The sequence below is a fragment of the Phycicoccus sp. Root101 genome (assembly GCF_001426245.1).
Taxonomy (GTDB): domain Bacteria; phylum Actinomycetota; class Actinomycetes; order Actinomycetales; family Dermatophilaceae; genus Pedococcus.
In genome coordinates this window covers 402007-426715 of sequence record NZ_LMCM01000010.1, presented here as the reverse complement: position 1 = coordinate 426715, position 24709 = coordinate 402007, and the positions used below count along the sequence as shown (strand labels likewise).

The 24709-nt window shown below is 71.8% G+C and carries 21 protein-coding genes and 1 tRNA gene; 7 read left to right on the top strand and 15 right to left on the bottom strand.

The genetic code is table 11. From position 1 onward, the window contains the following. Nucleotides 1–71: 71 nt before the first annotated feature. Entirely contained in the window at nt 72–452 is a 381-nt protein-coding gene (locus ASC58_RS18940) for a VOC family protein (RefSeq protein WP_056920453.1), read from the top strand. Nucleotides 453–490: 38 nt separating this feature from the next. Continuing rightward, a complete protein-coding gene (locus ASC58_RS18935; protein WP_235529321.1) occupies nt 491–1987 on the top strand; it encodes an LLM class flavin-dependent oxidoreductase in 1497 nt (498 codons plus the stop codon). Here ASC58_RS18935 and ASC58_RS18930 read toward each other — a convergent pair. The 5 genes from ASC58_RS18930 to ASC58_RS18910 form a co-directional block, all read right to left on the bottom strand. Continuing rightward, nucleotides 1939–3876 (bottom strand): prolyl oligopeptidase family serine peptidase, encoded by a 1938-nt coding sequence (locus ASC58_RS18930; protein WP_056920452.1) that lies wholly within the window; start codon nt 3874–3876, stop codon nt 1939–1941. The genes ASC58_RS18935 and ASC58_RS18930 overlap by 49 nt on opposite strands. Before the next feature lie 111 nt (nt 3877–3987). Beyond that, a complete protein-coding gene (locus tag ASC58_RS18925; RefSeq protein WP_056915676.1) occupies nt 3988–4572 on the bottom strand; it encodes an ATP/GTP-binding protein in 585 nt (194 codons plus the stop codon). Continuing rightward, entirely contained in the window at nt 4553–4924 is a 372-nt protein-coding gene (locus ASC58_RS18920) for a DUF742 domain-containing protein (protein ID WP_056920369.1), read from the bottom strand. The genes ASC58_RS18925 and ASC58_RS18920 overlap by 20 nt, the downstream gene beginning before the upstream one ends. Nucleotides 4925–4929: 5 nt before the next feature. Then, on the bottom strand, nt 4930–5331 hold the full coding sequence (locus ASC58_RS18915; protein WP_056917277.1) for a roadblock/LC7 domain-containing protein: 402 nt from the start codon (nt 5329–5331) through the stop codon (nt 4930–4932). 4 nt (nt 5332–5335) lie between these two features. Next, a complete protein-coding gene (locus tag ASC58_RS18910) occupies nt 5336–8989 on the bottom strand; it encodes an ATP-binding protein (protein ID WP_162246879.1) in 3654 nt (1217 codons plus the stop codon). Between the two features lie 420 nt (nt 8990–9409). Here ASC58_RS18910 and ASC58_RS18905 point away from each other — a divergent pair, with 420 nt between their 5' ends. Both ASC58_RS18905 and ASC58_RS21450 read left to right on the top strand, forming a co-directional pair. Continuing rightward, nucleotides 9410–11242, top strand: coding sequence for an ATP-binding protein (locus tag ASC58_RS18905; protein WP_162246878.1), 1833 nt, complete (start codon nt 9410–9412; stop codon nt 11240–11242). A gap of 178 nt (nt 11243–11420) precedes the next feature. Next, complete coding sequence (locus ASC58_RS21450; protein WP_056920366.1) at nt 11421–12170, top strand: hypothetical protein; 750 nt, start codon at nt 11421–11423, stop codon at nt 12168–12170. A 69-nt stretch (nt 12171–12239) separates the two neighbouring features. Here ASC58_RS21450 and ASC58_RS18895 read toward each other — a convergent pair whose 3' ends face one another. From ASC58_RS18895 to ASC58_RS21195, 3 genes are all read right to left on the bottom strand, one after another. After that, nucleotides 12240–12899, bottom strand: coding sequence for a GNAT family N-acetyltransferase (locus tag ASC58_RS18895; RefSeq protein ID WP_056920365.1), 660 nt, complete (start codon nt 12897–12899; stop codon nt 12240–12242). 35 nt (nt 12900–12934) lie between these two features. Next, the gene (locus ASC58_RS18890; RefSeq protein ID WP_056920364.1) at nt 12935–13555 is read right to left on the bottom strand and encodes a LysE family transporter; all 621 of its coding nucleotides are present in this window, start codon (nt 13553–13555) and stop codon (nt 12935–12937) included. 99 nt (nt 13556–13654) lie between these two features. Further along, a complete protein-coding gene (locus ASC58_RS21195) occupies nt 13655–13792 on the bottom strand; it encodes a hypothetical protein (protein ID WP_235529320.1) in 138 nt (45 codons plus the stop codon). A gap of 219 nt (nt 13793–14011) precedes the next feature. On the opposite strand from ASC58_RS21195, the gene ASC58_RS18885 reads away from it, so the two are divergent. The 3 genes from ASC58_RS18885 (at nt 14012) to ASC58_RS18875 (ending at nt 17431) form a co-directional block, all read left to right on the top strand. After that, a complete protein-coding gene (locus tag ASC58_RS18885; RefSeq protein ID WP_056920363.1) occupies nt 14012–14761 on the top strand; it encodes a DinB family protein in 750 nt (249 codons plus the stop codon). Between the two features lie 73 nt (nt 14762–14834). After that, on the top strand, nt 14835–15203 hold the full coding sequence (locus ASC58_RS18880) for an STAS/SEC14 domain-containing protein (RefSeq protein WP_056920362.1): 369 nt from the start codon (nt 14835–14837) through the stop codon (nt 15201–15203). After that, nucleotides 15200–17431 (top strand): response regulator, encoded by a 2232-nt coding sequence (locus ASC58_RS18875; RefSeq protein WP_056920361.1) that lies wholly within the window; start codon nt 15200–15202, stop codon nt 17429–17431. Before ASC58_RS18880 ends, ASC58_RS18875 begins: the two co-directional genes overlap by 4 nt. A 282-nt stretch (nt 17432–17713) precedes the next feature. Here the strand turns inward: ASC58_RS18875 and ASC58_RS18870 are convergent. From ASC58_RS18870 to ASC58_RS18840, 7 genes are all read right to left on the bottom strand, one after another. Then, nucleotides 17714–17790, bottom strand: a tRNA-Thr gene (locus ASC58_RS18870). Nucleotides 17791–17868: 78 nt separating this feature from the next. Then, complete coding sequence (locus tag ASC58_RS18865; RefSeq protein ID WP_056920360.1) at nt 17869–19422, bottom strand: alpha/beta hydrolase; 1554 nt, start codon at nt 19420–19422, stop codon at nt 17869–17871. Between the two features lie 64 nt (nt 19423–19486). Beyond that, the gene (locus ASC58_RS18860; protein ID WP_056915688.1) at nt 19487–20626 is read right to left on the bottom strand and encodes a DNA polymerase III subunit delta'; all 1140 of its coding nucleotides are present in this window, start codon (nt 20624–20626) and stop codon (nt 19487–19489) included. Continuing rightward, the gene (tmk, locus tag ASC58_RS18855; protein WP_056915689.1) at nt 20623–21240 is read right to left on the bottom strand and encodes a dTMP kinase; all 618 of its coding nucleotides are present in this window, start codon (nt 21238–21240) and stop codon (nt 20623–20625) included. The genes ASC58_RS18860 and tmk overlap by 4 nt, the downstream gene beginning before the upstream one ends. 89 nt (nt 21241–21329) lie before the next feature. Further along, nucleotides 21330–22976, bottom strand: a complete 1647-nt coding sequence (locus tag ASC58_RS18850; RefSeq protein ID WP_056920359.1) for a chitobiase/beta-hexosaminidase C-terminal domain-containing protein — start codon at nt 22974–22976, stop codon at nt 21330–21332. An 11-nt stretch (nt 22977–22987) separates the two neighbouring features. Further along, nucleotides 22988–23530 carry a hypothetical protein gene (locus tag ASC58_RS18845; RefSeq protein ID WP_056920358.1) on the bottom strand — a complete coding sequence of 181 codons (543 nt, stop codon included), beginning with the start codon at nt 23528–23530 and terminating at the stop codon, nt 22988–22990. Next, a complete protein-coding gene (locus tag ASC58_RS18840; protein WP_056920357.1) occupies nt 23527–24696 on the bottom strand; it encodes a hypothetical protein in 1170 nt (389 codons plus the stop codon). Before ASC58_RS18840 ends, ASC58_RS18845 begins: the two co-directional genes overlap by 4 nt. Between the last annotated feature and the right edge of the window lie 13 nt (nt 24697–24709).

The following is a 24709-nucleotide window of genomic DNA, read 5'->3' as shown; positions in this document are numbered from 1 at the left end:
GTCCTGGGGTCGGGCGACCCGGCCTGCGGCCGGTTCGGGCGGCGCTAGCCTACGAGCAGGAGGTGGTCGTCATGGGTCTGGTCCAGGTGGCGCAGCACGCCGAAGACCTCGACCGCGCGTCGGCCTTCTACGAGCTCCTGCTCGGGGCACCGCCGCTGGCCAGGTTCGACCCGCCGGGGCTGCTGTTCTTCGCCCTGGGCGACGGCACCCGCCTGCTGCTCGACCGTGGCGCGCCCAGCGCGCTGCTGTACCTGCGCGTGGACGACGTCCGCGTCCGTGTCGGCGAGCTGCGCAGCGCCGGTGTGACGGTCGAGTCGGAACCCCACGTCATCTTCAGCCACACCGACGACACCCTGGGCCCGGCCGGCACCGACGAGTGGATGGCGTTCGTGCGCGACAGCGAGGGCAACCTCGTCGGCCTCGTCAGCCACGCACCGAGGGCCGAGAGCTGAGCGGCCCCTCGCTCCCGCTGCCCGACCCGTCGCTGGTCGTGCTCGTCGGTCCCAGTGGCAGTGGGAAGTCCACCTGGGCCGCGCGGCACTTCCGTGCCGCCGAGGTCGTGTCCTCCGACGCCCTGCGGGCGGTCGTCGGCAGCGGTGAGCACGACCTGGACGCCTCCGAGGACGCGTTCTCGCTGCTCGACCAGGTGGTTGCCGCGAGGTCCGGACGCCGACTCACCGTCGTCGTGGACACGCTGGGCCTCGACCCGGCGCGCCGTGCGCAGTACCTCTCCCTGGGGAGGTCCGCGGGAATCCCCTGTGTCGCAGTGCTTTTCGAGACCCCGGCACCCGTATGCCGCCGGCGCAACTCCCAGCGCGACCTGCCCGTCCCGAGCCGGGTCCTCGCCCAGCAGCTCGCCGCCGTGCCGGGTGCCCGGGTGGCGCTGGCCGAAGAAGGCTGGGACGGCGTCCTGGTGGTCTCCGACGAGGACGGGGATCGCGCGACCCCCGCTCCCCTGGCGCAGACCGGGCGGCCACCCGCGGTGGCGGCGTCCGACGACGGGCTGCCGGAGGTCATCCTCCAGGTCTCGCGCTTCCCGTGGGGCAGCGAGCCGGCCGGATGGCTGCGGTCGGTGGCGCTCGCGGCGGCGGAGGCCGGCTGCGGAGGCATCGCCCTGATGGACCACCTCATCCAGATCCCGCAGGTCGACCGCGCGTGGGAGCCCATCCCCGAGCCCTGGGTGACCCTCGGGCTGCTCGCCGGTCTCGACACCGAACTCCGTCTGGGAACCCTCGTCTCCCCCGTCACCTTCCGCCCCGCCGGGATCACCGCGAAGGCCGTCGCCACCCTGGACGTGCTGTCCGGCGGACGCGCCTTCGTCGGTGTCGGAGCCGGCTGGTGGGAGCGAGAGCACCGTGGGTTCGGGCTGCCCTTCCCCTCTGCGGGCGAGCGGCTGGACCTCCTCGAGTCGTCGATCGAGACGATGCGGGCGCTCTGGGGCACCGGCACCAAGCCCTACACAGGCGAGCGGGTGACGTTGCCCGAGACGACGGCATACCCGCGGCCGGTGGGGCGACCACAGGTCATCGTGGGTGGCTCCGGGGAGGTGCGCACCCTGCGCATCGCGGCGCGTCTTGGCGATGCCTGCAACCTTCCGAGCGACCTGGAGACGTTGCGGCACAAGGTCTCCGTGCTCCGCCGGCACTGCGACGAGGTGGGCCGCGACCCGGCGGAGGTCGCGATCACCGTCCTCGACGTCCCCGTCCTCGGCCGCGACCGGGACGACACGTGGCGGCGGGTCGAGCGGTTGCGGGGTCGGACCGCAGCCGCGTCGTTCGCCCGCAGGCACCACGCCGGTGAGGCTGCGACGCACGCGCGCCGGTTCCGCGAGCTCGCGGACCTCGGGGTGGCGACGGTGTTCCTCGCCCTGCCGGACCTCGAGGGCCCGGACGACCTCGAGCGGGTCGCCGCGGTCCTGGCCACCCGCCAGGGCGCGGCTCACCCGTTGTCGATCTCCACCGGCTCGACGTCGTCGGCCAGCTCGTAGCCGAAGATGCGCGCGTAGAAGTAGGCCTCGGCCTCCCGGGCCCGGACGATGGTCTCCGCCTTGCGGAACCCGTGCCCCTCCCCGGCGAACTCGAGGTGGGCGACGGGCAGTCCCTTGGCACGGACGGCCTGGGCCATCTCCGTGGCCTGGTTGGGCGGGACGACGCGGTCATCGAGTCCCTGCAACAGGATCATCGGCGCGCTGAGCGACTCCAGGTGGTGCAACGGCGAGCGTTCGCGGTAGACGTCACGGCCCTCGGGATAGGGCGCGACCATCCTGTCGAGGTAGCGGGACTCGAACTTGTGGGTGTCCCGCGCGAGGGCCTCGAGGTCGCCGACCCCGAAGTAGCTCGCGCCCACGGCGAAGACGTCGGTGCCGGTCAGGGCGGCGAGCGTGGTGAAGCCGCCGGCGCTGCCACCGCGGATGGCCAGCCGGTCCCCGTCGACCCGACCCTGCTCCGCCATGGCCCGCGCCCCGGTCGCGCAGTCGTCCACGTCGACGACGCCCCACTGCCCCAGGAGCCGCTCACGGTAGGCGCGACCGAAGCCGGTGCTCCCGCCGTAGTTGACGTCGAGGACGGCCAGGCCACGGCTGGTCCAGTAGGCGGTGTCGAGGCTGAAGGCGGGGACCGTCATGGAGGTCGGGCCACCGTGCAGCCGGACGACGAGGGGCGGCAGCTCACCGTCCGGGGCCCGGAACCCTGCACTGGCCGGTGGGTGGAACGCGCCATGGACCGTCAGGCCGGCCGAGTTGGTCCAGGAGACCAGCTCCGGCGTGGACAGCATCCCGGCCGGCAGCTCGAACGCCGACTCCTCGCGGACCACCTCGACCACGCCCCGGTCAAGGTCGACGGTGACCACCGCGCGCGAGCGATCGCTCCGGTCGACCAGGGCCACCACGGTGCGCCCCTCGACCCGGACGTGGTCGAAGGCCACGCCCTCGAGGTCGAGGGCGGTGACCACGCCGTCGACGACGGTCCCGAGGTGGCCGTTCCCCTCGTCGAACCAGCTGCAGACGATGGTGCCGTCGTCGGTGGTGCCGAAGGAGGGGCGGTCGAAGACCCACTGCGGCCACCCCAGCTCGACCTCGGCCGCGGTCAGCGCGACGACGGTGCCGTCGGTCCGGGCCGCCGCGAGGTTGGACCAGCCGGACTCGTCGCTGAGGTGGAGCAGGTCGCCGTCCTGCGACCAGCGCGGTTCGGTGACCGCGACGTCCTGGCCCCCGGTCACGCGCTTCGCTCCCGTGGTCCCCGAGTCGGTGACATCGGCGACCCACAGCTCGGTGGAGTCCCAGGGCATGTTGGGGTGGTTCCACTGCAGCCAGGCGAGCCGGCCGCCGTCCGGGCTGAGGCGCGGCGCCGAGAGGAAGTCCGCGCCCTGCACGAGCACCGTCCCGCCGTCGGCGTTGTCACCGTCGACCTCGAGGCGGACGATCGCGGCGACGGCCTCACCGTCACCTCGGTGGTCCTCGCGCACGCAGTACAGGTGTCGCCGACCTTCGTCGAGTCGCAGGTCGGCATAGCGCAGCCGGCTGTCGCTCTCCGGCGTGATGGCGCGCGGCTCCTCGCCGGCGCCGACCGTGAGGACCCGCACCCGCTGGTCGGCGAAGTCGACGAACGCGACCAGGTCGCCAGCGACGGTGTAGGCGCCGCCTCCGTACTCGTGGACCCGTGACCGCACGTTGAACGGCGGCGGGGTGAGGTCGACACCGTCGCGGACCAGCACCACCCTGCCACCCTCGCTGCCGCGCCCCTCGAGCCAGTGGACGTGTCCGGTGTCGATCGAGGGCTGGTCCAGCGCGACCCGGTCGCCCGCGAGGCTCGCTGCGCTCACGGGAGAGGTCCAGGAGCCGTACGCAGCGGTGGTCGGGGTGCTCGCGGAACTGGTCATGCCGCGCATGATGCCACCAGACGACAGGAGCCCGCCGACCCCTGCGGGTCGTCGGGCTCCTGTTGTCGGGCGGTGTCGGCCTGTTTCGGCCTGGTGCCCTGGTTCGCGGCGTCAGGTCGTGGCGGGCACCCGGCTGAGCTGGGTGAGGGCGAACTCCGTGACCCGCACGAGGGCGTGCTTGGCGGACTCCCGGTCACGGGCGTCCACCTCGATGACGGGGATGTGGTCCGAGATGGCAAGGGCCTCACGGATCTCGTCCGGACCGAACTCGCCCGAGCCGTCGAACTGGTTCAGCGCGACGATGAAGGGCAGCCCCTTGGCCTCGAAGTAGTCGACGGCGGCGAAGCTGTCGTCGAGCCGGCGGGTGTCGACCAGGACCACGGCACCGATGGCACCGATGACCAGGTCGTCCCACATGAACCAGAAGCGTCGCTGGCCGGGCGTGCCGAACAGGTAGAGGACGAGGTTCTGGGCGAGGGTGATGCGGCCGAAGTCCATCGCCACCGTGGTGGTGTGCTTCTGCTGCACCTTGGAGATGTCATCCTGGCCGGCGGACTCCTGCGTGACCAGGGCCTCCGTGCGCAGCGGGTCGATCTCGGAGACGGCACCAACGAAGGTGGTCTTGCCGACGCCGAACCCGCCAGCCACGACGATCTTGGTCGATGCGCTGTTGCGGTTAGAGGGCGCGTAGTCCACTGAGTGTCCTTTCGATGAGTTCACGTCGTTCGTCGGTCGTCGTGTTTTCGGAGATGGTCTTGCGGGTCTTCAGGTGCCCCGCGGAGATCAGGTCCCCGATGAGCACTCGCGCGACCCCGAGAGGGACGTGCAGCTTGGCGGAGATCTCGGCCACCGACTGCGAGGTGGCGCAGAGCTCGATGATGCGACCCGACATGTGTCCCTCGGGCCAGGTCGCGTTGCGTCCGGACGGGAGCACCTCGAGCGTGGCTTCGATGGGCAGGTCCACCACGGACTCGGTGCGTCCGGACGTCAGCGCGTAGGGCCGGACCAACCTCGGTCCGGACTGCTCCTCGCGTGGGTCAGGCGCCATGGCGCTTACCCCGACATCGGCGCCCGGGCAGCCGCGTCGATCATCTTGCCGACGCGGTCAACCAGCACCGCCATCTCGTAGCCAACCTGACCGATGTCCGACTCCGTGCTCGTGAGAGCGGCGAGGTGCGAACCGTCGCCGACGCTCATGAGCAGCAGGAAGCCGAGCTCCATCTCGATCACGGACTGAAGGACCGTGCCACCCTGGAAGAGCCGAGCCGCACCGGAGGCGAGGCTCGCCATACCGGAGGCCACCGCCGCCATCTGCTCGGCGCGGTCCTCGGGCAGCTGCTCGCTGGAGGCCATGGGCAGTCCGTCGGCAGAGACCAGGATGGCGTGGGACACGCCAGGGGTCTCGGTCGCGAACTTGGCCACGAGCCAGTCGTACTCGCCCTTGGGCTGGGCCATGGCGTCAGTGGTGAACATCGGCTTCCTCTCGGTGGGTTCCGTCTTGTGCCTCGGTGCGTGCGGTGCTCACACCGTTCTTGTGGCGGTTCAGGCTGCGGCGAATCGCCTCGGGGTCTCGGCGCGACGTCGCGGGGGCGACGGGCTCCTCGGCCGGCGAGTCGGCTGCGCCGGAGTTCATGGTGGTGCCGGGGCGCCGCATGGGCAGACCGGCGGACGACTCCTGGCGGGGAGCCTGCTCGGCCTCGGCCGAGAACAGCTCCTGGTCACCCTCGGTCCCGGTCCAGGCCGTCTCCGGCGTGGCTGCCGCGGCGTCCGTGGCCAACCACCCCGACATCATGGAGCGGAAGATCGGCGTGTTCTCGGCTGCCGGGCTGGGCGCGGCCTGGGGGTCAGCCTGCACGTCAATCTGCTCCTCGACCTGGTCGACCTGGGTGTCCTTGGTGTATGCGGTGTCGGTCACCTCGGCGACCGGCTGGTCGACCGGAGCCTCGACCGGAGCCTCGACCGTGGCCTCGGCCGGAGCGGCCTCGACCTGGTGCTCCGCGACGGGCGCCTCGACGACGCCGGCCTCGGGAGCCTCGACGGCGCGAGCCTTGCGGGCGCCGAAGAACGAGGTGTTGTGGGCGCGCAGCGCCGGACGACCGGTGGTGGGCTCCGGGTCGGCCACGACCGGCGTGGTCGAACCGCTCGCACCGGGGACCCGCGTCGGCAGCACCGGCTCGGTGGGCTCCGGAGCGGCAACCGGCTCGGCTGCACGGTCGACCGGCGCCTGCTCGGCCTCGGCCACCCAGGCGTCCGGGACGGTCAGCTCGGTGGTCTGCGGCGCGGCCTCGGTCGCCTGCTCAGCGACCTCGCCCTCACCGTTCTCCGCCTTCGCACGCGCCTCGGTCACCGCGTTGCGGTGCTCGAGCCACGCCGAGAGGTTGGAGGGCATCCGGTGCGGCTCGGCGGCTGCCTCGGCCTCGAGGCGAGCAGCCTCGGCGGCCTTGCGGCCCCCGAACCAGCTCGTGCGGCGACCGCTCTTGCCCTTGTCGCCACCCTTGTCGGATGCCTCGGCAGCAGGCTCGGACGGCGCGTCGGCGAACTCGCGGTACTCGGTGATGCCGGTGGCGCGCGGCTTGCGGACCGGGAGGCCGGCGGCCGAACGCGGGGCCTCGGTGACCTTGGCAGCCTCGGCGGCCTTCGCCTCCTCCGCAGCCTTCGCCTCGGCGGCGACCTTGGCAGCCTCGGCGGCCTTGGCGTCCTCCGCAGCCCTGGCGTCGTCCGCAGCCTTGGCCTCGGCGGCGACCTTGGCAGCCTCGGCGGCCTTGGCGTCGTCGGCGGCCTTGGCCTCGGCGGCCTTCGCAGCCTCAGCGATCTTCGCGTCGTCGGCGGCCTTGGCCTCGGCGACCTTGGCAGCCTCAGCGGCCTTGGCGTCGTCCGCAGCCTTGGCCTCGGCGGCCTGGGCGTCGGTCTGGGTGCCGTTGGTGGCGTGGCCGTTCGTCCCGTTCACCGCGGGCTTGTCGCCGTTGGTGCCGTGGCCGTTGGCGCCGGCCTTGACGTCGGCCGCGGCAGCACCCTCGATGACGGGCTTGATCGGGACGGCCGTGATGGCGTCCGCGGTGGTCGGGCCGTGCGCACCGGGGGTGCGGGTCGGCAGGACCTTCTTGGCCGCGTCCGTGACCGGGCTGGGGGCCCCGCTGGCGCCCTTGACGCGGGTGGGGAGGCCGGCCTTCGTGGTCCCACCGACGGCGGGGACGGCAGGCGCGGTCGGAGCCACGGGGGCAGCTGCCGCAGCAGCGGCCAGGGTCGGGCGAGCGGGGCGGTCGGCTCGGCCCGCGGTGTCGGCCAGGAGGCCGGCAGGCAGGTGGACCGAGACGGTGATGCCGGGCTTCTCGTCGCCGTTGCGGCGCAGGCGGACGGCGATGCCGTGCCGCTTGGCCAGGCTGCCCACCACGAACAGACCCATGCGGCGTGCGGTGTCCGGCGTGATGTCGCCACCGTGGGCCAGCCGGTCGTTGAGCGCGGCGAGCTCCTTGGGCGGCATACCGAGGCCCTTGTCGCTGACCTCGACGAGGAGGCCACCCTCCGGGGTGCGGGCACCACGGATGTCCACGCGGGTGGTGGGCGGCGAGTAGGCCAGGGCGTTGTCGACGACCTCGGCGACCAGGTGGATGAGGTCGGAGCCGACGGCGCCGAGGACCTGGTCGTTCGAGGTGTCACCGATGTCGATGCGCTCGTAGTTCTCGACCTCGGACACCGCGGCACGCACGGCGTCGGAGACGGAGACCGCACCCGAGAAGCCGCGTCGCGTCGAGGTGCCGGCGAGCACGAGCAGCGAGTCGCTGTTGCGGCGCATGCGGGCGGCGAGGTGGTCGAGGCGGAAGAGGCTCTGGAGCCGCTTGGGGTCCTCCTCGTCGCTCTCGAGGCGCTCGATGAGGGACAGCTGCTGGTCGATGAGCGAGGTGCTTCGACGGGAGAGCGTCTCGAACATGTGCCCGACCTGGACACGCAGGCGGGCCTGGTCCCCGGCGAGGGTGAGCGCCTGGCTGTGGAGGTCGTCCACCGCGCGGGCCAGCTGGCCCATCTCCTCACGGGTGTGGACCGGGATCGCGACGAAGGCCGGCGGTTCGGTGCCGTCACGCATCGCGGCAACGGCCTCGGGGAGGCGCTTCTGGGCGACGTCGAGGGCGCCCTGACGGACCGCACGGATCGGGACGAGCAGCGAGCGCAGCAGCGCGAGCACGATCACCAGGGCGGCCAGCAGGGCGACGGCGACGAGCGCGGCGTTGAGGATGGCGGTGTCGCGGAAGGTGGCGGCACGGTCACGCAGGTTGGCCTCGAGCGCGACGAGCTGGGTGTCGAGGAGCTTGGTGTACCCGGCGTTGCTGGACTCGATCACGGTGCCCAGGTCGGCGATCTGCTGCTTCTCGGGTGCCTCCTGCTGGAGGGTGTACCCGCGGCGGCCGTTCTCGTTGAGCAGCTGACGGATCTGGCTGGTGTCGCCGACGGCCTCCGACTGCAGACGCGTGAGGGCGGCCGTCTCGGCGCCGACCTGGCCGATGGCGCGCAGCGAGGCAGCGCCGTCGTCGGCGTTGGAGAGGTTGAGCTGCTGGCCCGTCATCGCGCGCTGGGCGGCGATGGTGTCCTGAAGGCCGACGACGATCTTGGCCGAGGCCGAGTCGTCGGAGAGCCCCAGGTCGGACACGGCGGTCGACAGCAGGGTCGCGATGTTGCCGGACCGGTCGATGACGACGTCGGAGAACCCGTTCTGGGTCTTGGCGTTGCGGACGGCCTGGCCGAGCGAGAGGGCGCTCTGGGCGTTGCGCTTGACCGTCTCGGGGATGCCCGGGGTCTTCAGCGCGATGCGCAGGTCGGCCGCAGCCGACTCGTAGCGCGTGATGGCGGAGATGACCCCGCTGCCACCGACGCTGCCCGCGGCGGCGAGGCGCTGCACGGCCAGGTTGTAGTCGACGACGGGGCGGATCACGAGGACGGTGTCGGCCGCCCGCGAGAGCTGCTGTGCCGAGTTGACGTCGCTCTGGACGCGCAGGCCACCGAACACGAAGGCCAGGATCACGGGCAGGGCAACGGCCGCCGCAAGCTTTCGGCGCAGGGGCCAGTGCCCGAAGGACCAGCCTTGCGGGACACGGCCAGCTACCGACTGCAGTCTGGACACTGAGCCACCTTTCCTCATCAACGAAAACTCGGGCGAACGGCAACATATGGCCGGGAGTACAGCCACGACACGGGGTTGGAAGCCGACTTGGGACGTTCGGATGCTGCACGTCTGGCCGAACGGACTAGAGCCGCTCGGACGACCACGGGAGCGGTCGTCCCGACCACTCCCCAGGGCTGCCGGGATCCACATGCGGGACGGTGGTGACACGGCCTTCCCCGAGGCCCGCACCATGCGACCGACGCCAGAGCGAAGCACGAGATCCGACTCGTCTCAACCTGTCCACGAAAAAAGGCACGAACGTCGGAACGGTCCTAGTCCCAGAGGTGTCTTGATCGGTGTTTTGCCCGTAGCGCCTTTGCGCTATGGGTACGTTTTCCCCGTCATCGTCAGGGGGCGAGGTACACAATGGGAATCGATATGGAATCGACCGTTTCATCAGCCGAGGTGCAGGCGCTGCGCCGGCTCTCTCAGCTGATGAACCAGGCCAGTGGTCTGGAGAGCCTGCAGGAGCTGCTCGACCTCGTGGTCGCCGGTGCCGCCGATGTCGTGGGCTTCCAGGTCGCGGCGATCAGCCTCGTGCGCTCGAACGGCGACCTGCAGATCGTCGCGGTGGGGGGCCACCCGGACGCCACGGCACAGCTCGTCGGTCGGCGCACACCGCGCGAGAGCCTCGACGGGGAGTTCGCTGTTGCCGAGCACTGGGGTTCGCTGCGCTTCATCCCGGCAGCCAACCTCCCGAGCAACGCGCGGCCCGGTTGGGTCGCGCCCGAGTGGGACGAGCAGGTCATCGGCGACCCGGACGCCTGGGATCCCGAGGACACCCTGCTCGCACCGTTCTACGACCCGACCGGCGAGATGCTCGGCATGATCTCCGTCGACCTGCCGCTGTCGGCCAAGCGCCCGACACAGGTCCAGCAGGGCGTGCTCGAGGTCTTCGCCAACCAGGCCGGCATCGCCATCAACTCCTTCCGCCAGCGCCAGACCCTCGCCGAGCAGGTGCGCCTCGCCGCCACGGTGCAGAGCGTCGCCCGCATCTCGCAGGGCATCCTCGAGCCCTCCAAGGTCGTCGAGGCCATCGTCGACCCCATCCGCACCGGGCTGGACTGCCTCGGCCTGTGGGTCCGGGCGTTCGCGACCAAGGACGCCGCCAAGACCGACAGCGTCGCGGCCTACTCCGCGCAGGGCACCACCCGGACGCCGGCGAAGATGGTCGAGGTCGCCAGGACGCTCGCCGAGCGGGCCTGGGCCGAGCAGGTCTCCGGAGTCGTGAGCAACGGAGCTGTCCAACCCGCCGGCGCGCTGTCGGACGAGGACCTCGACGAGCTCCTGGCCTACCTCACCAACACCGGCGCCGGCTCCCTGCTCCTCGCACCGATCGGTGCCGGCACCGAGTGCCTGGGCCACATGGTGCTGACGCGGTCCCCGGACGCCCCGCCGTGGAGCGACGCCGAGCGGGTCGCCGCGCTCGAGATCGGCCGTGACGTGGGCCGCTCGATCGTCAACGCCCGGCTGTTCGAGCTCGAGCGCCGGATGATCGCCGAGCTGCGCCGTGCCGACCGGGCCAAGACGACGCTCTTCTCCACGGTGCACCACGAGCTCAAGAACCCGCTGGCGTCGATCGTCGGCCACGTCGAGCTCCTCAAGGAGAACCCGACCGGGGACGCCACGTGGTCGCTGAAGGTGATGGCCCGCAACACCCACCGCCTCCAGGGCCTGGTCGACGACCTGCTCACGCTGTCCAAGGTGAGCGACCCCGACCGGCCGCTGGTGCGCAACCACGTCGACATCTCCGAGCTCGTCCGCGATGCCGCCGACATGTTCCTCCCGCGGGCGGCGCAGCAGGACGTCACGATCAAGGTCATCGCGCCGGAGCACCCACCGACCGCGCTGGGCAGCACCGACGAGCTCGCCCGCCTCGTCGAGAACCTCGTGAGCAACGCCGTGAAGTACACGACCGACGGCGGTGAGGTCACGGTGTCCCTGCGTCCCCTCGGCGACAAGGTCGAGATGGTCGTCGCGGACGAGGGCCTGGGTATCTCGCGCACCGACCTGCAGTCGCTGTTCACGGAGTTCTTCCGCAGCACCAACCCCGACGCCCTCGAGGTCCCGGGCACAGGGCTCGGGCTGAGCATCGTCCAGCGCATCGTGGCTCGGCACAACGGCACGATCTCGGTGGACTCCGAGCTCGGCAAGGGCACCAGGTTCACGGTGCTGCTCCCCCGCGCCGACTCCGCCCAGGACCGCGGCTAGCACCCACCCGGTCGGGTATGGCGCACGGGCGACCATGCGCCACACCCCGCCTGTGCGGCGGGTCGCCGACTCCTAGGGTCGCGCCAGTTCGACCACAGGCTCACCACAGGTGGGGGGCCGACGGTGTGGTGACAGCCTCGCCACCCGGCCGGGCACCGCACCCGAGGGGAGCACGACAGTGCCCAGCAAGACCATCATCACCGCGGCCGCCGGCCTCGTCGCCGCGACGGGGATCGTCGTCACCGTCGCCTCGTTGGCCAACGCCTCCACCAGCACGTCCCCGTCCGCCGTCACGGGCTACGCCTTCGGCTACGGGCAGCAGTCCGGCGAGGGCCGTGGACCCGGCGGCGGAACGCACACCGCGGTCACCGGATCGGAGCTGTCCAAGGTCACCGCCGAGGTCAAGGCCACGGACTCCGCCGTCACCGTCACCTCCGTCCAGAAGGACGAGGACGGCTCGTACGACGTGTTCGGCACGAAGGCCGGTGCCCAGGTCATGTTCGACGTGAGCAAGGACCTCAAGACCATCACCGCCCGCACCGGCGGTCCCGGCGGTCCCGGCGGTCGTGGCAACCACGGTGGAGGGCCCGGTGGTGGCGCGCACACCGCGGTCACCGGCACCGAGCTCTCCAAGGTCACCGCCGCGGTCAAGGCCAAGGACTCCGCCGTGACCGTCACCTCCGTCCGCAAGGACGAGGACGGCTCGTACGACGTGTTCGGCACCAGGGCCGGCGCCCAGGTCATGCTCGAGGTGAGCAAGGACCTCAAGACCATCACCGCCCGCACCGGCGGTCCCGGCGGTGGCCAGGGTCACGGCCCCGACGGCGACGGCCCCGGCGCCCCGGGCGGCTCGACCGGCTCGGGCACGGAGAGCAACGGAACCCAGAGCAACGGCACGGCGAGCACCACGGCGTTCCGTACTGTCTGACCCTCACCACCCGAGGGGTGGAGCCCGGTCACCATCGCGGTGGCCGGGCTCCGTCGTGCACTTCCCCTGTCAGACCCCGAACATCCCGCGGCAGCCGTCCATCCCCGTGACCTCCACCACCGGTCGTGACCGGGCGGACCACCGGGTCCTGGTGAGACGGAGCCGGTCGGAGACGAGCACCTCGTCGCCGCGGGCATCGCGCGAGATGCCGTCCGGCTCGTAGCCGAGGCGTCGCGAAACCCCTTGCGACGCGTGGTTGTCACGGAAGACCTCGGTCAGGGCGGACTCGGCCCCCAGGTGGTCGAAGGCCACGGCGAGGAGGCTGGCGCGCGCCGCCGTCCCGACGCCCCTGCCCTGGTGCGCGAGCCCGAGCCAGGACGAGGTGCTCACGTCCCGGACGACGCGGAAGTCGTCGGCCCTCAACGTGACCATGCCCACCGGGCGTCCGTCGAGGAGGACCGCCATCCCGAGGCGCCACGACTGCGGCGTCCATGAGGCGAGCCGCTCCCAGTGACCGCGCAGGACGGCGTCGGCCCGCTCACCGGCGCTGCCCTCGGTCCAGGGCGTGAGGAACGGTCGCTCGCCGGGTCGGTGGACGCCACGGCCGGCCAGGTCGGCCAGCTCGGCGACCTCCTCCTCCCGAGGCAGTCGCAGCTCGACGACTGCGTCGCCACCGGCGACAGTGGTCCGGGTGGTCAGGGCATAGAGGGGCCAGTGGTCCTGCAGCATGGGCCCCATCCTCGCGGACGGCGTGGCCGGTGCCGTCAGTGCACGGCGGCCAGCAGCACGCCGACCCCGACGAAGAGCCCACCGAACACGCGGTTGAGGCGACGCTGGCCGTCGCGGCTGCGGGTGAGCCGACGCAGCCACCGCGCGGCGAACGCGAACACGAACCACATGACGAGGACGTCCACGACCACGACCGTCGCGGCGAGCACGACGTACTGCGGCACGAGGGGCCGTTCCGGACGGATGAACTGCGGCGTGAACGCGAGGAAGAAGACCACGGCCTTGGGGTTGGTCAGGTTGACCAGCACCCCTTGGCGGAGCATCGCCCCGCGGGAGGCCGGCGGCACCGACGCCTCGACGTCCTGCGCGGTCGGCTGGGCACGCAGCTGGCGGACGCCGAGGAAGACCAGGTAGGCCGCACCGGCATACCGGATGACGTTGAACAGCAACGGGGACTCGGCCACGAGGACGCCCACCCCGGCCGCCACCACGGCGATGTGCACGAGGAGGGCGAGCTGCTGGCCGATGATGCCCCAGATGGAGCGGGCCCACCCCGAGCCGATCGAGTTGGCCATGGTGTTGATCGCCCCCGCACCCGGCGTCAGGGAGATGAGGACCGCGGCCCCGAGCAGGGTGAACCAGAGCGACCACGACACAGCGGCGAGTGTAGTTCGGTGCCGCGGCCGCCCCGGCGGGCGTCCACGGCACCGAACTGCCCTCGAGGGCCGGGTGGTCCCGGGCTCCCGGGTGGCGGGTCAGGTCGCCGCAGGGACCTCGCGGCGCGCACGGCCGGACGGCAGGGCGAGGGCGGCGCGCGCGGTACCGATCGTCATGGGCACCTTCGGGCCGTAGCGGCGGTCGATGACCCCGGCGACGGGACCGAACACCATCATCATCAGGACGGTCGCAAGCAGGAACAGGCGGCCGGCCCAACCAGGTCCTCATCCTGCTGCTGCGCTCCGCCGGGCTCGAGCCCCCTCGCCTCGGCCGACGCCGCGGACCTCGCCGCTCCCCTGCACGACCTGATCCACGCCCTCCTCGCCGAGCGGTCCTGACGAGCGGTCCTGGCCCACGGTCTTGACGAGGCGCGGCCCTGCCACCACGGTGAACCGATGAGCCCACCCGACCAGCCGCAGGTGCAGGTGTTCGTCGATGCCGACCTGAGCGGGGCCCGCTTCGTCCGGAGCGACCTGTCCGGCGTCGTCATGCGCGCGGTGCACGTCACCGGCGCCGACATCGATGCACCCTGGCTCCTCGAGGGCGGGAACTCGTTGTGGGTCAACGGAGTCGACGTGGCGCCATACGTGGACGCGGAGCTGGACCGCCGCTTTCCCGGGCGTTCGCTGCGGAGGGCGACGGACCCTGACGGCCTCCGGGAGGCGTGGGCCGCGGTCGAGGCGGCCTGGGCCACGACGCTCGACCGGGTCGGCACGATGCCCCCGGGGGCGGTCGACGTCCAGGTGGACGGCGAGTGGTCCTTCGCGCAGACGTTGCGACACCTGGTGATGGCGACCGACACGTGGCTCGGGCGCGCCGTCCTGGGACGCGAGCAGCCGTACCACCCCATCGGCCAGCCCCATGCGGAGTACGAGCTCGACGGCTACGACGCCTCGTTCTTCTCCCGCACGGAACCGTCGTTCGACGAGGTGCTGGAGGTGCGCGCCGGGCGCGTCGCAATGGTGCGGGACTTCCTCGCCGCCGCCACCACCGAGGACCTCGCGGTGGCGCGGCGCCACCCCTGGGCTCCGGAGCACAGCGAGAGCACCCTGGCGTGCCTGCACACCATCCTCGAGGAGGAGTGGGAGCACCACCGGTATGCCGTGCGCGACCTGGACACGGTGGGCGGCACCGGTCGGGACTGATCCCCAGGGGTCCTCGCCGGCCCGCTGGGGTACCTTGACCGCAGATCGTGGACTGCTGCAGAGGGGGAGCGGGATGGCCGCGGAGGAGAAGTGCTACGAGATCACGTGGGACGAGGCGACGGGGATCGCCCGGACCGACTGGCTCCCCGGTGCGGTGTGCGGCATCGAGGAGGCCCGCGCCGTCGACGCGGAGATCAAGGCCCTCGGGCAGGACAAGATCCGCTCGCTGGTCGACCTGCGCGAGGTCGCCTCGATCGACCGGCCGGCCCGTGAGTTCTTCATGGACCGCAACCCCAACTACCGGGCCGTGGCCCTCGTGGCGGGCTCGGCCTCCACCCGCATGCTGGCCAACTTCTTCCTGGGCCTGAAGCGTGGCTCCATCCCCGTGAAGATGTTCACGTCCGAGGCCGACGCAGTCACCTGGCTGCAAGCGCAGCCATGAGCGACGGGGGCGCCACGACGGACACGGAGGGCCAGGAGGGCCCGGGCGGCTCCCCCATCGACGCCGTCATCGAGCTGCTCACGAGGCTGGCTGCCGGCGACCTGGACGCGCGCGGGCCCCGCACGGACGACGAGGACCTCGATGCGGTCATCGTGGGGATCAACATGCTCGCCGAGGAGCTCGAGGCCAACCGCTCGGAGCTCGAGCACCGGGTGCACCTGCGCACCATCGAGCTCGAGGCCGCGCGCAAGCAGGCCCTGGAGGCGTCCCGGCTGAAGTCGGAGTTCCTGGCCACGATGAGCCACGAGATCAGGACGCCGATGAACGGCGTGATCGGCCTGACCACCCTGCTGCACCACACCGACCTCGACGAGACGCAGCAGCAGTACGTCGGGGGGCTGCAGAGCGCCGGGGAGTCGCTGCTGCGCGTCATCAACGACATCCTCGACTTCTCCAAGCTCGAGGCCGGCAAGGTGGACCTCGAGGCCGTGGACCTCGACCCACGGTCCCTGGTCGAGTCGGTGGCGGCCCTCGTGGCACCGATGACGACCACGCCGGAGCTGGAGGTCATCGCCTACTGCGCTGCCGAGGTGCCGCCACGCCTCGTCGGTGACGAGGGACGGCTGCAACAGGTCCTGCTCAACCTGGCCTCCAACGCCGTGAAGTTCACCGACAAGGGCGAGGTCGTGATCAGCGCCCGGATGGTCGACCCGGGCGACGGACGGGTGCGCTTCGAGGTGTCCGACACCGGGATCGGCATCCCCGAGGACGTCCGACCCGCGATGTTCGACTCGTTCCGACAGGCCGATGCCTCGACCACCCGCCGGTACGGCGGCAGCGGCCTCGGCCTGGCCATCTCGCGCACCCTCGTCGAGGCGATGGGGGGCAGCATCGGGGTCGACAGCGACGTGGGCGTCGGGAGCACCTTCTGGTTCGAGCTCCCCCTGCCGGTCTCCGCGACGACACCTCCTCCCGTCCCGGCCAGCGACCTGCTCCTCGGGCTACGCGCCCTGGTCGTCGACGACAACGCCACGAACCGGCTGGTCCTGGGGTCCCAGCTCACCCAGTGGGGGTTGCGGCCCGACAGCACCGACCACCCGGGCTCCGTCATCGACCTGATGCGCGCCGCGCGCGCTGCCGGCGACCCGTACGCGATCACGGTGCTGGACATGTGCATGCCCGATCTCGACGGCATCGAGCTCGCCCGACGGATCAGCGCCGACCCCTCCCTGCGCGACACCCTCATGATCATGCTGTCCTCCACGGGCGAGATCGACCGTGCCGAGCTGGCTCGGGTCGGGGTGCGCGACGCGTTGAGCAAGCCGGTGCGCAGCAGCGACCTGTTCGACCGCCTGGTCCGCCTGGTGGCCGGCGCACCAGCAGCGAGCGTGCGCCGCCCGACGAAGGGCGCCGGGCCGGCGACGGACGCGGGCGCCGTCGAGCGTCCCGCCCACAGCCCCTCCCCCGGTCGGGTCCTGGTCGTCGAGGACAACACGGTCAACCAGCTCGTGGCACGGGGCCTCGTGACCCGGATCGGGTACGACGTGGACGTCGTGGAGAACGGCGCCGAGGCGCTGGAAGCCATTGCGGGGCAACGGTATGCCGCCGTGCTGATGGACTGCCACATGCCAGTGATGGACGGGTACTCCGCGACCGCAGAGGTCCGCCGACGGGAGGTCGGCGGAGAGCGGCTGCCGATCATCGCCATGACGGCCAGCGCGACCACCGAGGACCGCGAGCGCTGCCTGGCCGTCGGCATGGACGCCTACGTCTCCAAGCCGGTCGACGAGTCCACCCTGAGGGAGGTCCTGGGTGCGTGGGCGCGCCCGGCCGACGCCATCGGCGAAGGGCCGGGTCCGACCGGCGCGGCTCGGGCTCCGGACCCCTCGCCCGGGCAGGAGCCGCTGGACAGCGCGAGGCTCGCGACGCTGCGCGACCTCGGCGCCACCACCGGGCAGGACCTCCTCGCAGCCCTGACCGAGGCCTTCACGACGGCCTCGCCGGTCCTCGTGGCGACGATGCGGGCGATGGTCACCGCCGACGACGCGCAGGGACTGCGGCACGCAGCGCACGAGCTGACCGGGTCCGCGGCGAGCATCGGGGCCGTCAGGGTCGCCGAGCTCGCCCGACAGGTCGAGACGGGCGGCCTCGCGGCCGCCGCCACCCTGCTCGACCGGCTCGAGACCGAGCTGGAGCGGGCGGGCCAGCTGCTTCGCGAGTCGCTCTGACGGCGACCGCACGCTTCGGCGCCGGCACGTGGAGCCCGCAGCTCGTCGCCTCCTTCTTCCACGGTGGGCGGATCACGTACGGCGCCCTGGCCGTGGTCGTCGGCCTCGTGGCCGGCTGGGGTGCCCTCACCCTGACCGACTCGCGCAGCGTCGACGAGCACCGCTGAGCCACCACCGCCCGGCGGCGCCATCGCTCGACCTGTCGACGCACGTCCCAGACGGACGGGCAAGGGAAAGGCCCCCTCGACTGGCGTCGTGGGGGCCTGACCTGCGGTTTTGCTGTGGAGCCGCCTATCGGAATCGAACCGATGACCTATTCATTACGAGTGAATCGCTCTGGCCGACTGAGCTAAGGCGGCAGGTGCCCGAAGGCACGGACGATGAGTATACGGATGAGCCGCGGAATCTCCGAACCGGGCCCGACGACACCCGTCAGGTCAGCACCTGGTCCCGTCCTTGGGCACCTTGCCGTCGGTGTAGTAGTCGTTGATCGCGTCGTCGACGCAGCTGTTGGAGCGGGTGTAGGCCGTGTGCCCGTCGCCGTCGAAGGTCAGCAGTGCGGCGTTGGAGAGCTGGTCACGCAGCCGCACCGACCACTCGTACGGCGTCGCGGGGTCGCGGGTCGTGCCGACCACGACGATGGGGCCGCTGCCCTCCGCGCTGATCTTGTGCGGGCCGGTCTGGCCCTCTGTCGACTTCACCGGCCACTGCCCGCAGACCAGCGACCCCCACGCGAGGAACGGCCCCCAGGTCGGGGCGACCTTCGCGTTGTCAGCGGCCCGCTGGGCGTACACCGCCGGGTCGGGGCTGTCGGGGTTGTCCAGGCAGGAGATCGCGTAGAACGCCTCGAGCAGGTTGCCGGCGTAGACGCCGTTCTGGTTGCGCTGCGCGTACTGGTCGGCGAGCTTCATCAGCTCGGTGCCGTCGTCCTTGCGCACGACCTGGGCCAGGGCGTCCGTGAGGGTCCCCCACGAACCCTGGTCGTACATGGCCTGCGCGATGCCGGTGGCGGCCCACCCCTCGGTGAGCTGCTTGAGGGTGCCGTCCTGCATGGGCACCGGCTGCTGGTCCAGCCGGGTCAGCAGCGCACGCATCCCGGACATGACCTCGTCGACGGAGCCGCCGAGGGGGCAGTCGCCCTCGTCCACGCAGTTGGCGGCATACGCGCGAGTGGCCCGCTCGAACCCCTCGGCCTGGCCCTTGGCCACCTCTGCGGCGCTGATGTCCGGCGGGAGGACCCCGTCGAGGACGAACCGACCGACGAGCTTCGGGAACAGCCCGGCATACGTGGCGCCGAGGAAGGTGCCGTAGGACTTGCCCAGGTAGTTGAGCTTCTCGTCCCCGAGGGCCGACCGCAGGATGTCCATGTCCTTGGCGGCGTCGACGGTCGAGACGTGGCTGATGAGCGCCCCGGTCCGCTGCACGCACCCCTGCGCGAACTCCTTGCCCGAGGCGGCGAACGCGGCGGCCTCGGCGGCGTCGTCCGGGGTCGGGTCCTGCCCGAGGAACGCGTCCATCTGGGTGTCCGGGAGGCAGTCGATCGGCTGCGACCGCTGCACGCCGCGGGGGTCGAAGCCCACGACGTCGAAGCGCTGACGCACCGGCTTCCCCACGATGAAGTCCGCAGCCTGCGCGTAGTCCACGCCCGACCCTCCGGGGCCGCCCGGGTTGACCACGAGCGACCCGATGCGGTCCCTGGGCTTGGTGGCCTTCATGCGCAGCACCGAGATCTCGATCCGGTCGCCGTCCGGCTTGGCGTAGTCGAGCGGGACCTCGAGCTTCGCGCACTCGGAGATCCGGCACTTCTGCCAGTCCAGCTTCTGCCCGTAGTACGACGCGAGCGCCTCGGACCCGGCCGGGGGCCTGGCCGCCGCGGTCGAGGAGGTCGAGGGCGTTGCGCCGGAGTCGCCCCCACCGAGCAGGGAGCACCCGGAGAGGCCGACGGTCACGATCGCGGTCGCCGCCACGAGCATCCGTGTGCGAGAAGTCATGGGCGGCACGGTATCCCGCCGTGCTGGGAGACGCCGCCTCGGACGCGTATGGCGCGTGCGCGCCTCAGCGGGGTACGCGCAGCGTGATCGCCATCGCCTCGAGGGCCAGCAGCGGTGCGACGTTGAGCCCGATGCGCTCGCGCGCGGTGCCGATGGCATCCATCGCCCCGAGCAGCTGCTCGGGCGTCATCGACCGCGCGAGCGCCTGCACCTCGCGGATGCTGTCCTGGTTGACCAGCCCGAGACCGGCACCGCTGTGCACCACGAGGGCGTCCCGGTACACCGACAACAGGTCGACCAGGGACCGGTCGAGCACGTCGCGCGAGTGGCGGGTGGCCCGCGCCTTCTGCTCCTTCTCCAGCGACGAGAGCTGGCTGCGGATGTGGGGCGGCTGGGTGCGCGCCGACGGGTCGGCCCCCAGCATCTCCATCAGCCTCTTCTTCTCGGCGACGTCCCGCTCACTGGCCGCGGCCGAGGACTCCTCGTCCGCGATGGAGACGAGGTCGGCGGCCGCGCCCACCGCGTCGCCGACACCGTGGATCCTGCCCGCGAGGGCGACGACGTCCCGGCGCCGGATGCGGGCACCCTCGTCACGGGCCAGTCGGCGTGCGAGGCCCACGTGGCTCTGGGCCGCTCGCGCGGCATACAGGGCCATCGGCATCTCGATGCCGTCGCGGCGGTGGAGCAGCTCGGCGACCGCCTCGACGGGAGGGGTGCGCAGCCGCACGTGGCGCGAGCGCGAACGGATCGTGATGACGACGTCCTCGAGCGAGGGCGCGCACAGGATCCAGACCGTGCGTGCGACGGGCTCCTCGATCGCCTTGAGCAGGGCATCGGCGGCGCGTTCGGTGAGGCGGTCGGCGTCCTCGACGATGATGACGCGCCAGGGCCCGACGGACGGGCGCAGGGCAGACATGGCGGCGAGCTCGCGCGCCTGCTCGACCTTGATCGACAGGCCCTCCGTGGCGACGAGGTCCACGTCGGCGTGCGTGCCGTCGACCGCGGTGCGGCACTCACGGCACTCGCCGCAGCCGTTCAGCGGGCACTCGAGCGCACCGGCGAACGCCCGCGCGGCCACCGAGCGTCCCGATCCGGGTGGTCCGGTGAGCAGCCACGCGTGCGTCATCGACCCGGGCTCGGCGACGGCTCGCTGGAGCGTCGCGACGGCGGAGTCCTGCCCGATGACGTCGCGCCAGACGGTCACGGCAGCACCACCAGCGACCTCAGCCGTGCGAGGACCGCCGCGTGGATCTCGTCGGGAGGCAGGGTGCCGTCGACGACGAGGTAGCGCTGGGGGTTGCCCTCCGCCATGGCCAGGAAGTGCGCACGGATGGCCTCGTGGAACGCGTCCGCCTCCGCCTCGAGCCGGTCGTGGACCTCGCCCCGCCGACGGCGCCCCTCCTGCGCGGACACGTCGACGATGACGGTGAGGTCGGGGACGAGCTCGTCAACGGCCCACATGTTGAGGTCGTGGATCTCCTGCGCGCCGAGGTCGCGACCGGCGCCCTGGTAGGCCACCGAGGAGTCGGTGTAGCGGTCGGTCAGCACGACCTCGCCCCGGTCGAGGGCGGGGCGGATCAGCTGGTCGACGTGATGCGCCTTGTCGGCGGCGAAGAGCAGGGCCTCGGCCCGGGGGGCCACGTGGGCGCCGTGCAGCACCAGGTCGCGGATCTGGTGCCCGAGGTCGGTGCCACCGGGCTGGCGGGTCACGGTGACCGTCCTGCCCGCAGCCTGGAGGGCGTCACGGAGCAGGGCCACCTGCGTGGACTTGCCCGCGCCGTCGCCACCCTCGAAGGCGATGAAGAGTCCGTCGGTCACGCAGTGAGCCTAGGCCGTCCGGCGGACAGCGGGTGCGGCAGGCACGGGTGCACCGACGTGGACCTCGGCGCACCCGGGCCCGGTCCGGGTCATTGCTTCTTCACCGTCAAGGAGGCCTGCGCCAGGCCCGAGGACGTCGCCGTGAACGTGTACGAGGTCCAGGAACCGTTGTCCTTGAAGCCCCACTGCGGGGTGCCCGATGTTGCGGCGCCGCTGGCAGGAACGACGAGGGACTGCGTGCCTGCAGGGTTGCCACCACCCGGGGTGGGTGCACTGACGGTCACGGTACGGCTCGCTCCCAGGTCGCTGACGATGTTGCCCAGCGAGTCCGTCACGCTGATGTTGGACGTGGCCTGGAGGTTGTTCCCGATGACTGCCGTACAGGTGAAGTAGCACGAGCTCGCCGGCTGCACCTGGCCCTGCGCGGTGAACGTCGTCCAGGCAAGTCGCGTCGCCGTCCCTGCGTTGACGTTGACGGTGCTGCTGGTGCCGGTCATCGACGGCAGGCCGGTGTCCGTCACGGTGACCTGCTGCGGCCCGGACCTCACCGGTGTGACCGAGATCGTCGCCGTGCCACCGGAGAAGCTCGCCGACGTCGGGACCGTGGCTGTACCTCCGCTCGGACTGGCCTGGAGCCCGGTCACGGTGACCGGCTTCGTGCCGCTGTAACCGGGGTAGGTCGTGACGGTGAGGTTGAAGGGCGTTCCTGCGGTAGCTGTCGCCGGTGCACCGGTGACGGTGAACGTGTTCTTCAGCGTGACCGACACGGGCCCACTGGTCGTGGTGTTGCCGGCCACGTCGGTGGCGAGCGCCTGCACGGAGTAGGTGCCATCGGCGACGGTGGCGGTGGGCCAGGACGTGGACCACGAGGTGCCGTTGAGCGTCACTGTGCCGGGCAGGATCTGGAAGGCGCCAGTGCCTTGCTTGTACTGCACCATGACGGACGACACCCCCGAACCCGTGTCGGACGCAGTCCCGGAGACCGCGATGGTCCCGCCCTGGGTGGACGCCGCGGCGGGTGACCCGACGACCACGGAGGGGCCGACCTTGTCGATCTTCACGGCGAACGACTTGGGCGTCTCGGCGTTGCCGACGGTGTCCGTCGAGAAGAACCTGACCGTCGCCGAGGAGGTCAGGCCGAAGGCGCCGGTGTAGGCGGTCGAGGACGTCGTCGGTGCACTTCCGTCGGTGGTGTACCAGGTGCCCGCCACCCCGCTCGCGTCGGTGGCGGCGAGGGTGACCGTGACGTTGGCCGAGTTCCAGCCGGCACCGTTGGGAGCCGGCGAGGTCGAGACAGTCGTCGTGGGGGCGCTGGTGTCGGCACTGGGGACGGCGACCGAAGTGGTCGCGGGGACAGGGGACTCCCAGGTGCTGCCGGACAGGACGGCATACACGGCATAGCTGTTGGTCTGGCCGGACACCGGGGAGGAGTCCGTGCACGACCCGCTGGCGCCGACCACGGCGCAGACGTTGGCCACTGCCGTCGGAGACGTGCGGGCGACCCGGTAGCCGGTCGGGGTCGCGCCCCCGTTGGGGGCGGTGACGCCGAAGGTCACGGTGGAGGCGCTGACTCCGGTGGTCACGACGCCCGGGGTTCCGAGGATGGCGGCACGCCCTGAGGCCGTCGCCGCCGAGGAGGAGACGGAGAAGTACGCCCAGGCAGGCACGGCCAGGCCGAGCAGCACGAGGACGGCGACGGCGCCGCCGAGGCCGGCGCGGCGGGAGGTGCGGGTCATCCGTTGTCCTGTCATGGCGTCCGTCCGCTGAGGACGACGGGCACGGTGAAGGTGGCGCCCTGGCAGCCGGATGCGGTGGTCGCACCGAGGGTCAGCGCGGCGGGGACCGAGACCGAGGCGTTGGAGGCGTTGGCCGGCAGTGGGATCGCCAGTCCGGTGGCCGACACGGAGACCGGGGGCGCGACGCAGGTTCCTGAGGCCCCTGTGACCGTGACCTGCCGGGTGGTGTCGAGCGAGACCGCCGTGATCTGGACGGGCACGCCGTTGGGGTTCGAGACCACGAGGGCGAGAGCCACCGCCGGCCCACCGGGGTACGCCCCGGCGTCGGGTGCCGTCACGGAGCTGGTCGTGAGGGCAACCGTCGAGCCGGCGGTGGCAGTTCCGGAGCCGGCACCCGTCACGGACCAGACCGCGAAGGCGGCCCCTCCGATGACGGCGCTCAGCACGAGGGTCGTGGCGACCGAGACCAGGGCGCGGAGCGCGCGCAGGCGGCCGTTCGCTCGACGGTGGAGGTGCCGGGACCCGGCAGCCCGAGAGGTATGGCGCGTGGTCACTGGTTCGTCGCCGATCCCGTGTAGGCGAGGTTGACCGTCACACCACGGCACGCGTCCTGGCTGCGGGCCGCGTTGACGAACGTGACGGTGGGGAGGGCCGACGTGGGGACACCCAGGTTCTCCAGCCGGGTGGCCTGCGCGTTCGCCGGCACGGAGAGCGGGTAGGACCCGACATACTGACGGACGGCGAAATCTGTGGGGGTGCAACCGGACACGGCGGACCCGAGTCTCGTCACCGAGCTCACGGTCACCCCGAGGTTGGTGATCTTGATCGGCTGGTTGTTGGGGTTCGTCACCGCGAGGGCGACCGGACGTCCCGGCGCCCCCGGGTAGAGCGACCCCATAAGGTCGCCGCTCAGGGTGAACGGTTTCGCGCTGACCTTGGAGTCGACGACGAGGGAGGCCGTGGCGCTCGACGAGCTGACCCCGGGGCCGGACACGGTGACGCCGATCGCAGTGGTCCCGTCCGGGGTGGTCGACCCGGTGGTGACCTGTAGGGTCGCGGTCCCGGAGCCCGTCCCGGCGGGGAGGGACGCCGGGGAGAGCACGACCTGGACGCCCTTGGGCAACGGCCCGGTGGCGGTCAGGGAGACCGCGCCCGCGTAACCGTTGACGCGGCTGATGCCCACGGCGTACGTGGCAGTCGAACCGGGTGCGACCGAGACGGACGCCGGGGTGATCGCGACGGCGAGCGCGGCTGGTGGGGTGGACACGACGACGGCGAGGTCGAGGGTCCGCTTGGTCGAGCCGTTGGTCCCGGTGACCGTGAACCCGTCGCTACCCAGCGGCGTCGTGGCCGAGGTCGTCACGACGAGGGTCGAGCCGACCGCCGCGGCGCCCGTGACGTTCACGGCGCCGGGCGTGAAGGTGGCCGTCGACCCGAGCGGCAGCCCGGCGGCGGTGAGGACCACGGCCCCCGTGAAGTCGCCCGACGGGGTGACCGTCACGGCGAACGTCGCCGACTGGCTCCGTTGCACCGAGACGCTGAGCGGCTGTGACGTGACGGTGAAGTCCTTGACCTTGGCGGCCACCGTGGTGGCGCGCCCGAGGCCGATGCCTTCCGCCAGGCCGCCGTTCGCCCCTGGCAGCCGACCGACCACGACGAGTGCCAGCACGGCGCAAAGGGCCAGCAGGGTGGTCGCCCTGGTGATGGCTCGTGCGTTCATGGGTGCTCCGTTG

Bases quoted from the DNA above. Each gene is read 5' to 3' on its own strand.
- ASC58_RS18940 (WP_056920453.1), top strand. From the start codon at position 72: ATGGGTCTGGTCCAGGTGGCGCAGCACGCCGAAGACCTCGACCGCGCG.
- ASC58_RS18930 (WP_056920452.1), bottom strand. From the start codon at position 3,876: ATGACCAGTTCCGCGAGCACCCCGACCACCGCTGCGTACGGCTCCTGG.
- ASC58_RS18920 (WP_056920369.1), bottom strand. From the start codon at position 4,924: ATGGCGCCTGACCCACGCGAGGAGCAGTCCGGACCGAGGTTGGTCCGG.
- ASC58_RS18915 (WP_056917277.1), bottom strand. From the start codon at position 5,331: ATGGCCCAGCCCAAGGGCGAGTACGACTGGCTCGTGGCCAAGTTCGCG.
- ASC58_RS18905 (WP_162246878.1), top strand. From the start codon at position 9,410: ATGGAATCGACCGTTTCATCAGCCGAGGTGCAGGCGCTGCGCCGGCTC.
- ASC58_RS18895 (WP_056920365.1), bottom strand. From the start codon at position 12,899: ATGCTGCAGGACCACTGGCCCCTCTATGCCCTGACCACCCGGACCACT.
- ASC58_RS21195 (WP_235529320.1), bottom strand. From the start codon at position 13,792: ATGATGGTGTTCGGTCCCGTCGCCGGGGTCATCGACCGCCGCTACGGC.
- ASC58_RS18885 (WP_056920363.1), top strand. From the start codon at position 14,012: ATGAGCCCACCCGACCAGCCGCAGGTGCAGGTGTTCGTCGATGCCGAC.
- ASC58_RS18880 (WP_056920362.1), top strand. From the start codon at position 14,835: ATGGCCGCGGAGGAGAAGTGCTACGAGATCACGTGGGACGAGGCGACG.
- ASC58_RS18875 (WP_056920361.1), top strand. From the start codon at position 15,200: ATGAGCGACGGGGGCGCCACGACGGACACGGAGGGCCAGGAGGGCCCG.
- ASC58_RS18865 (WP_056920360.1), bottom strand. From the start codon at position 19,422: ATGACTTCTCGCACACGGATGCTCGTGGCGGCGACCGCGATCGTGACC.
- ASC58_RS18850 (WP_056920359.1), bottom strand. From the start codon at position 22,976: ATGACCCGCACCTCCCGCCGCGCCGGCCTCGGCGGCGCCGTCGCCGTC.
- ASC58_RS18840 (WP_056920357.1), bottom strand. From the start codon at position 24,696: ATGAACGCACGAGCCATCACCAGGGCGACCACCCTGCTGGCCCTTTGC.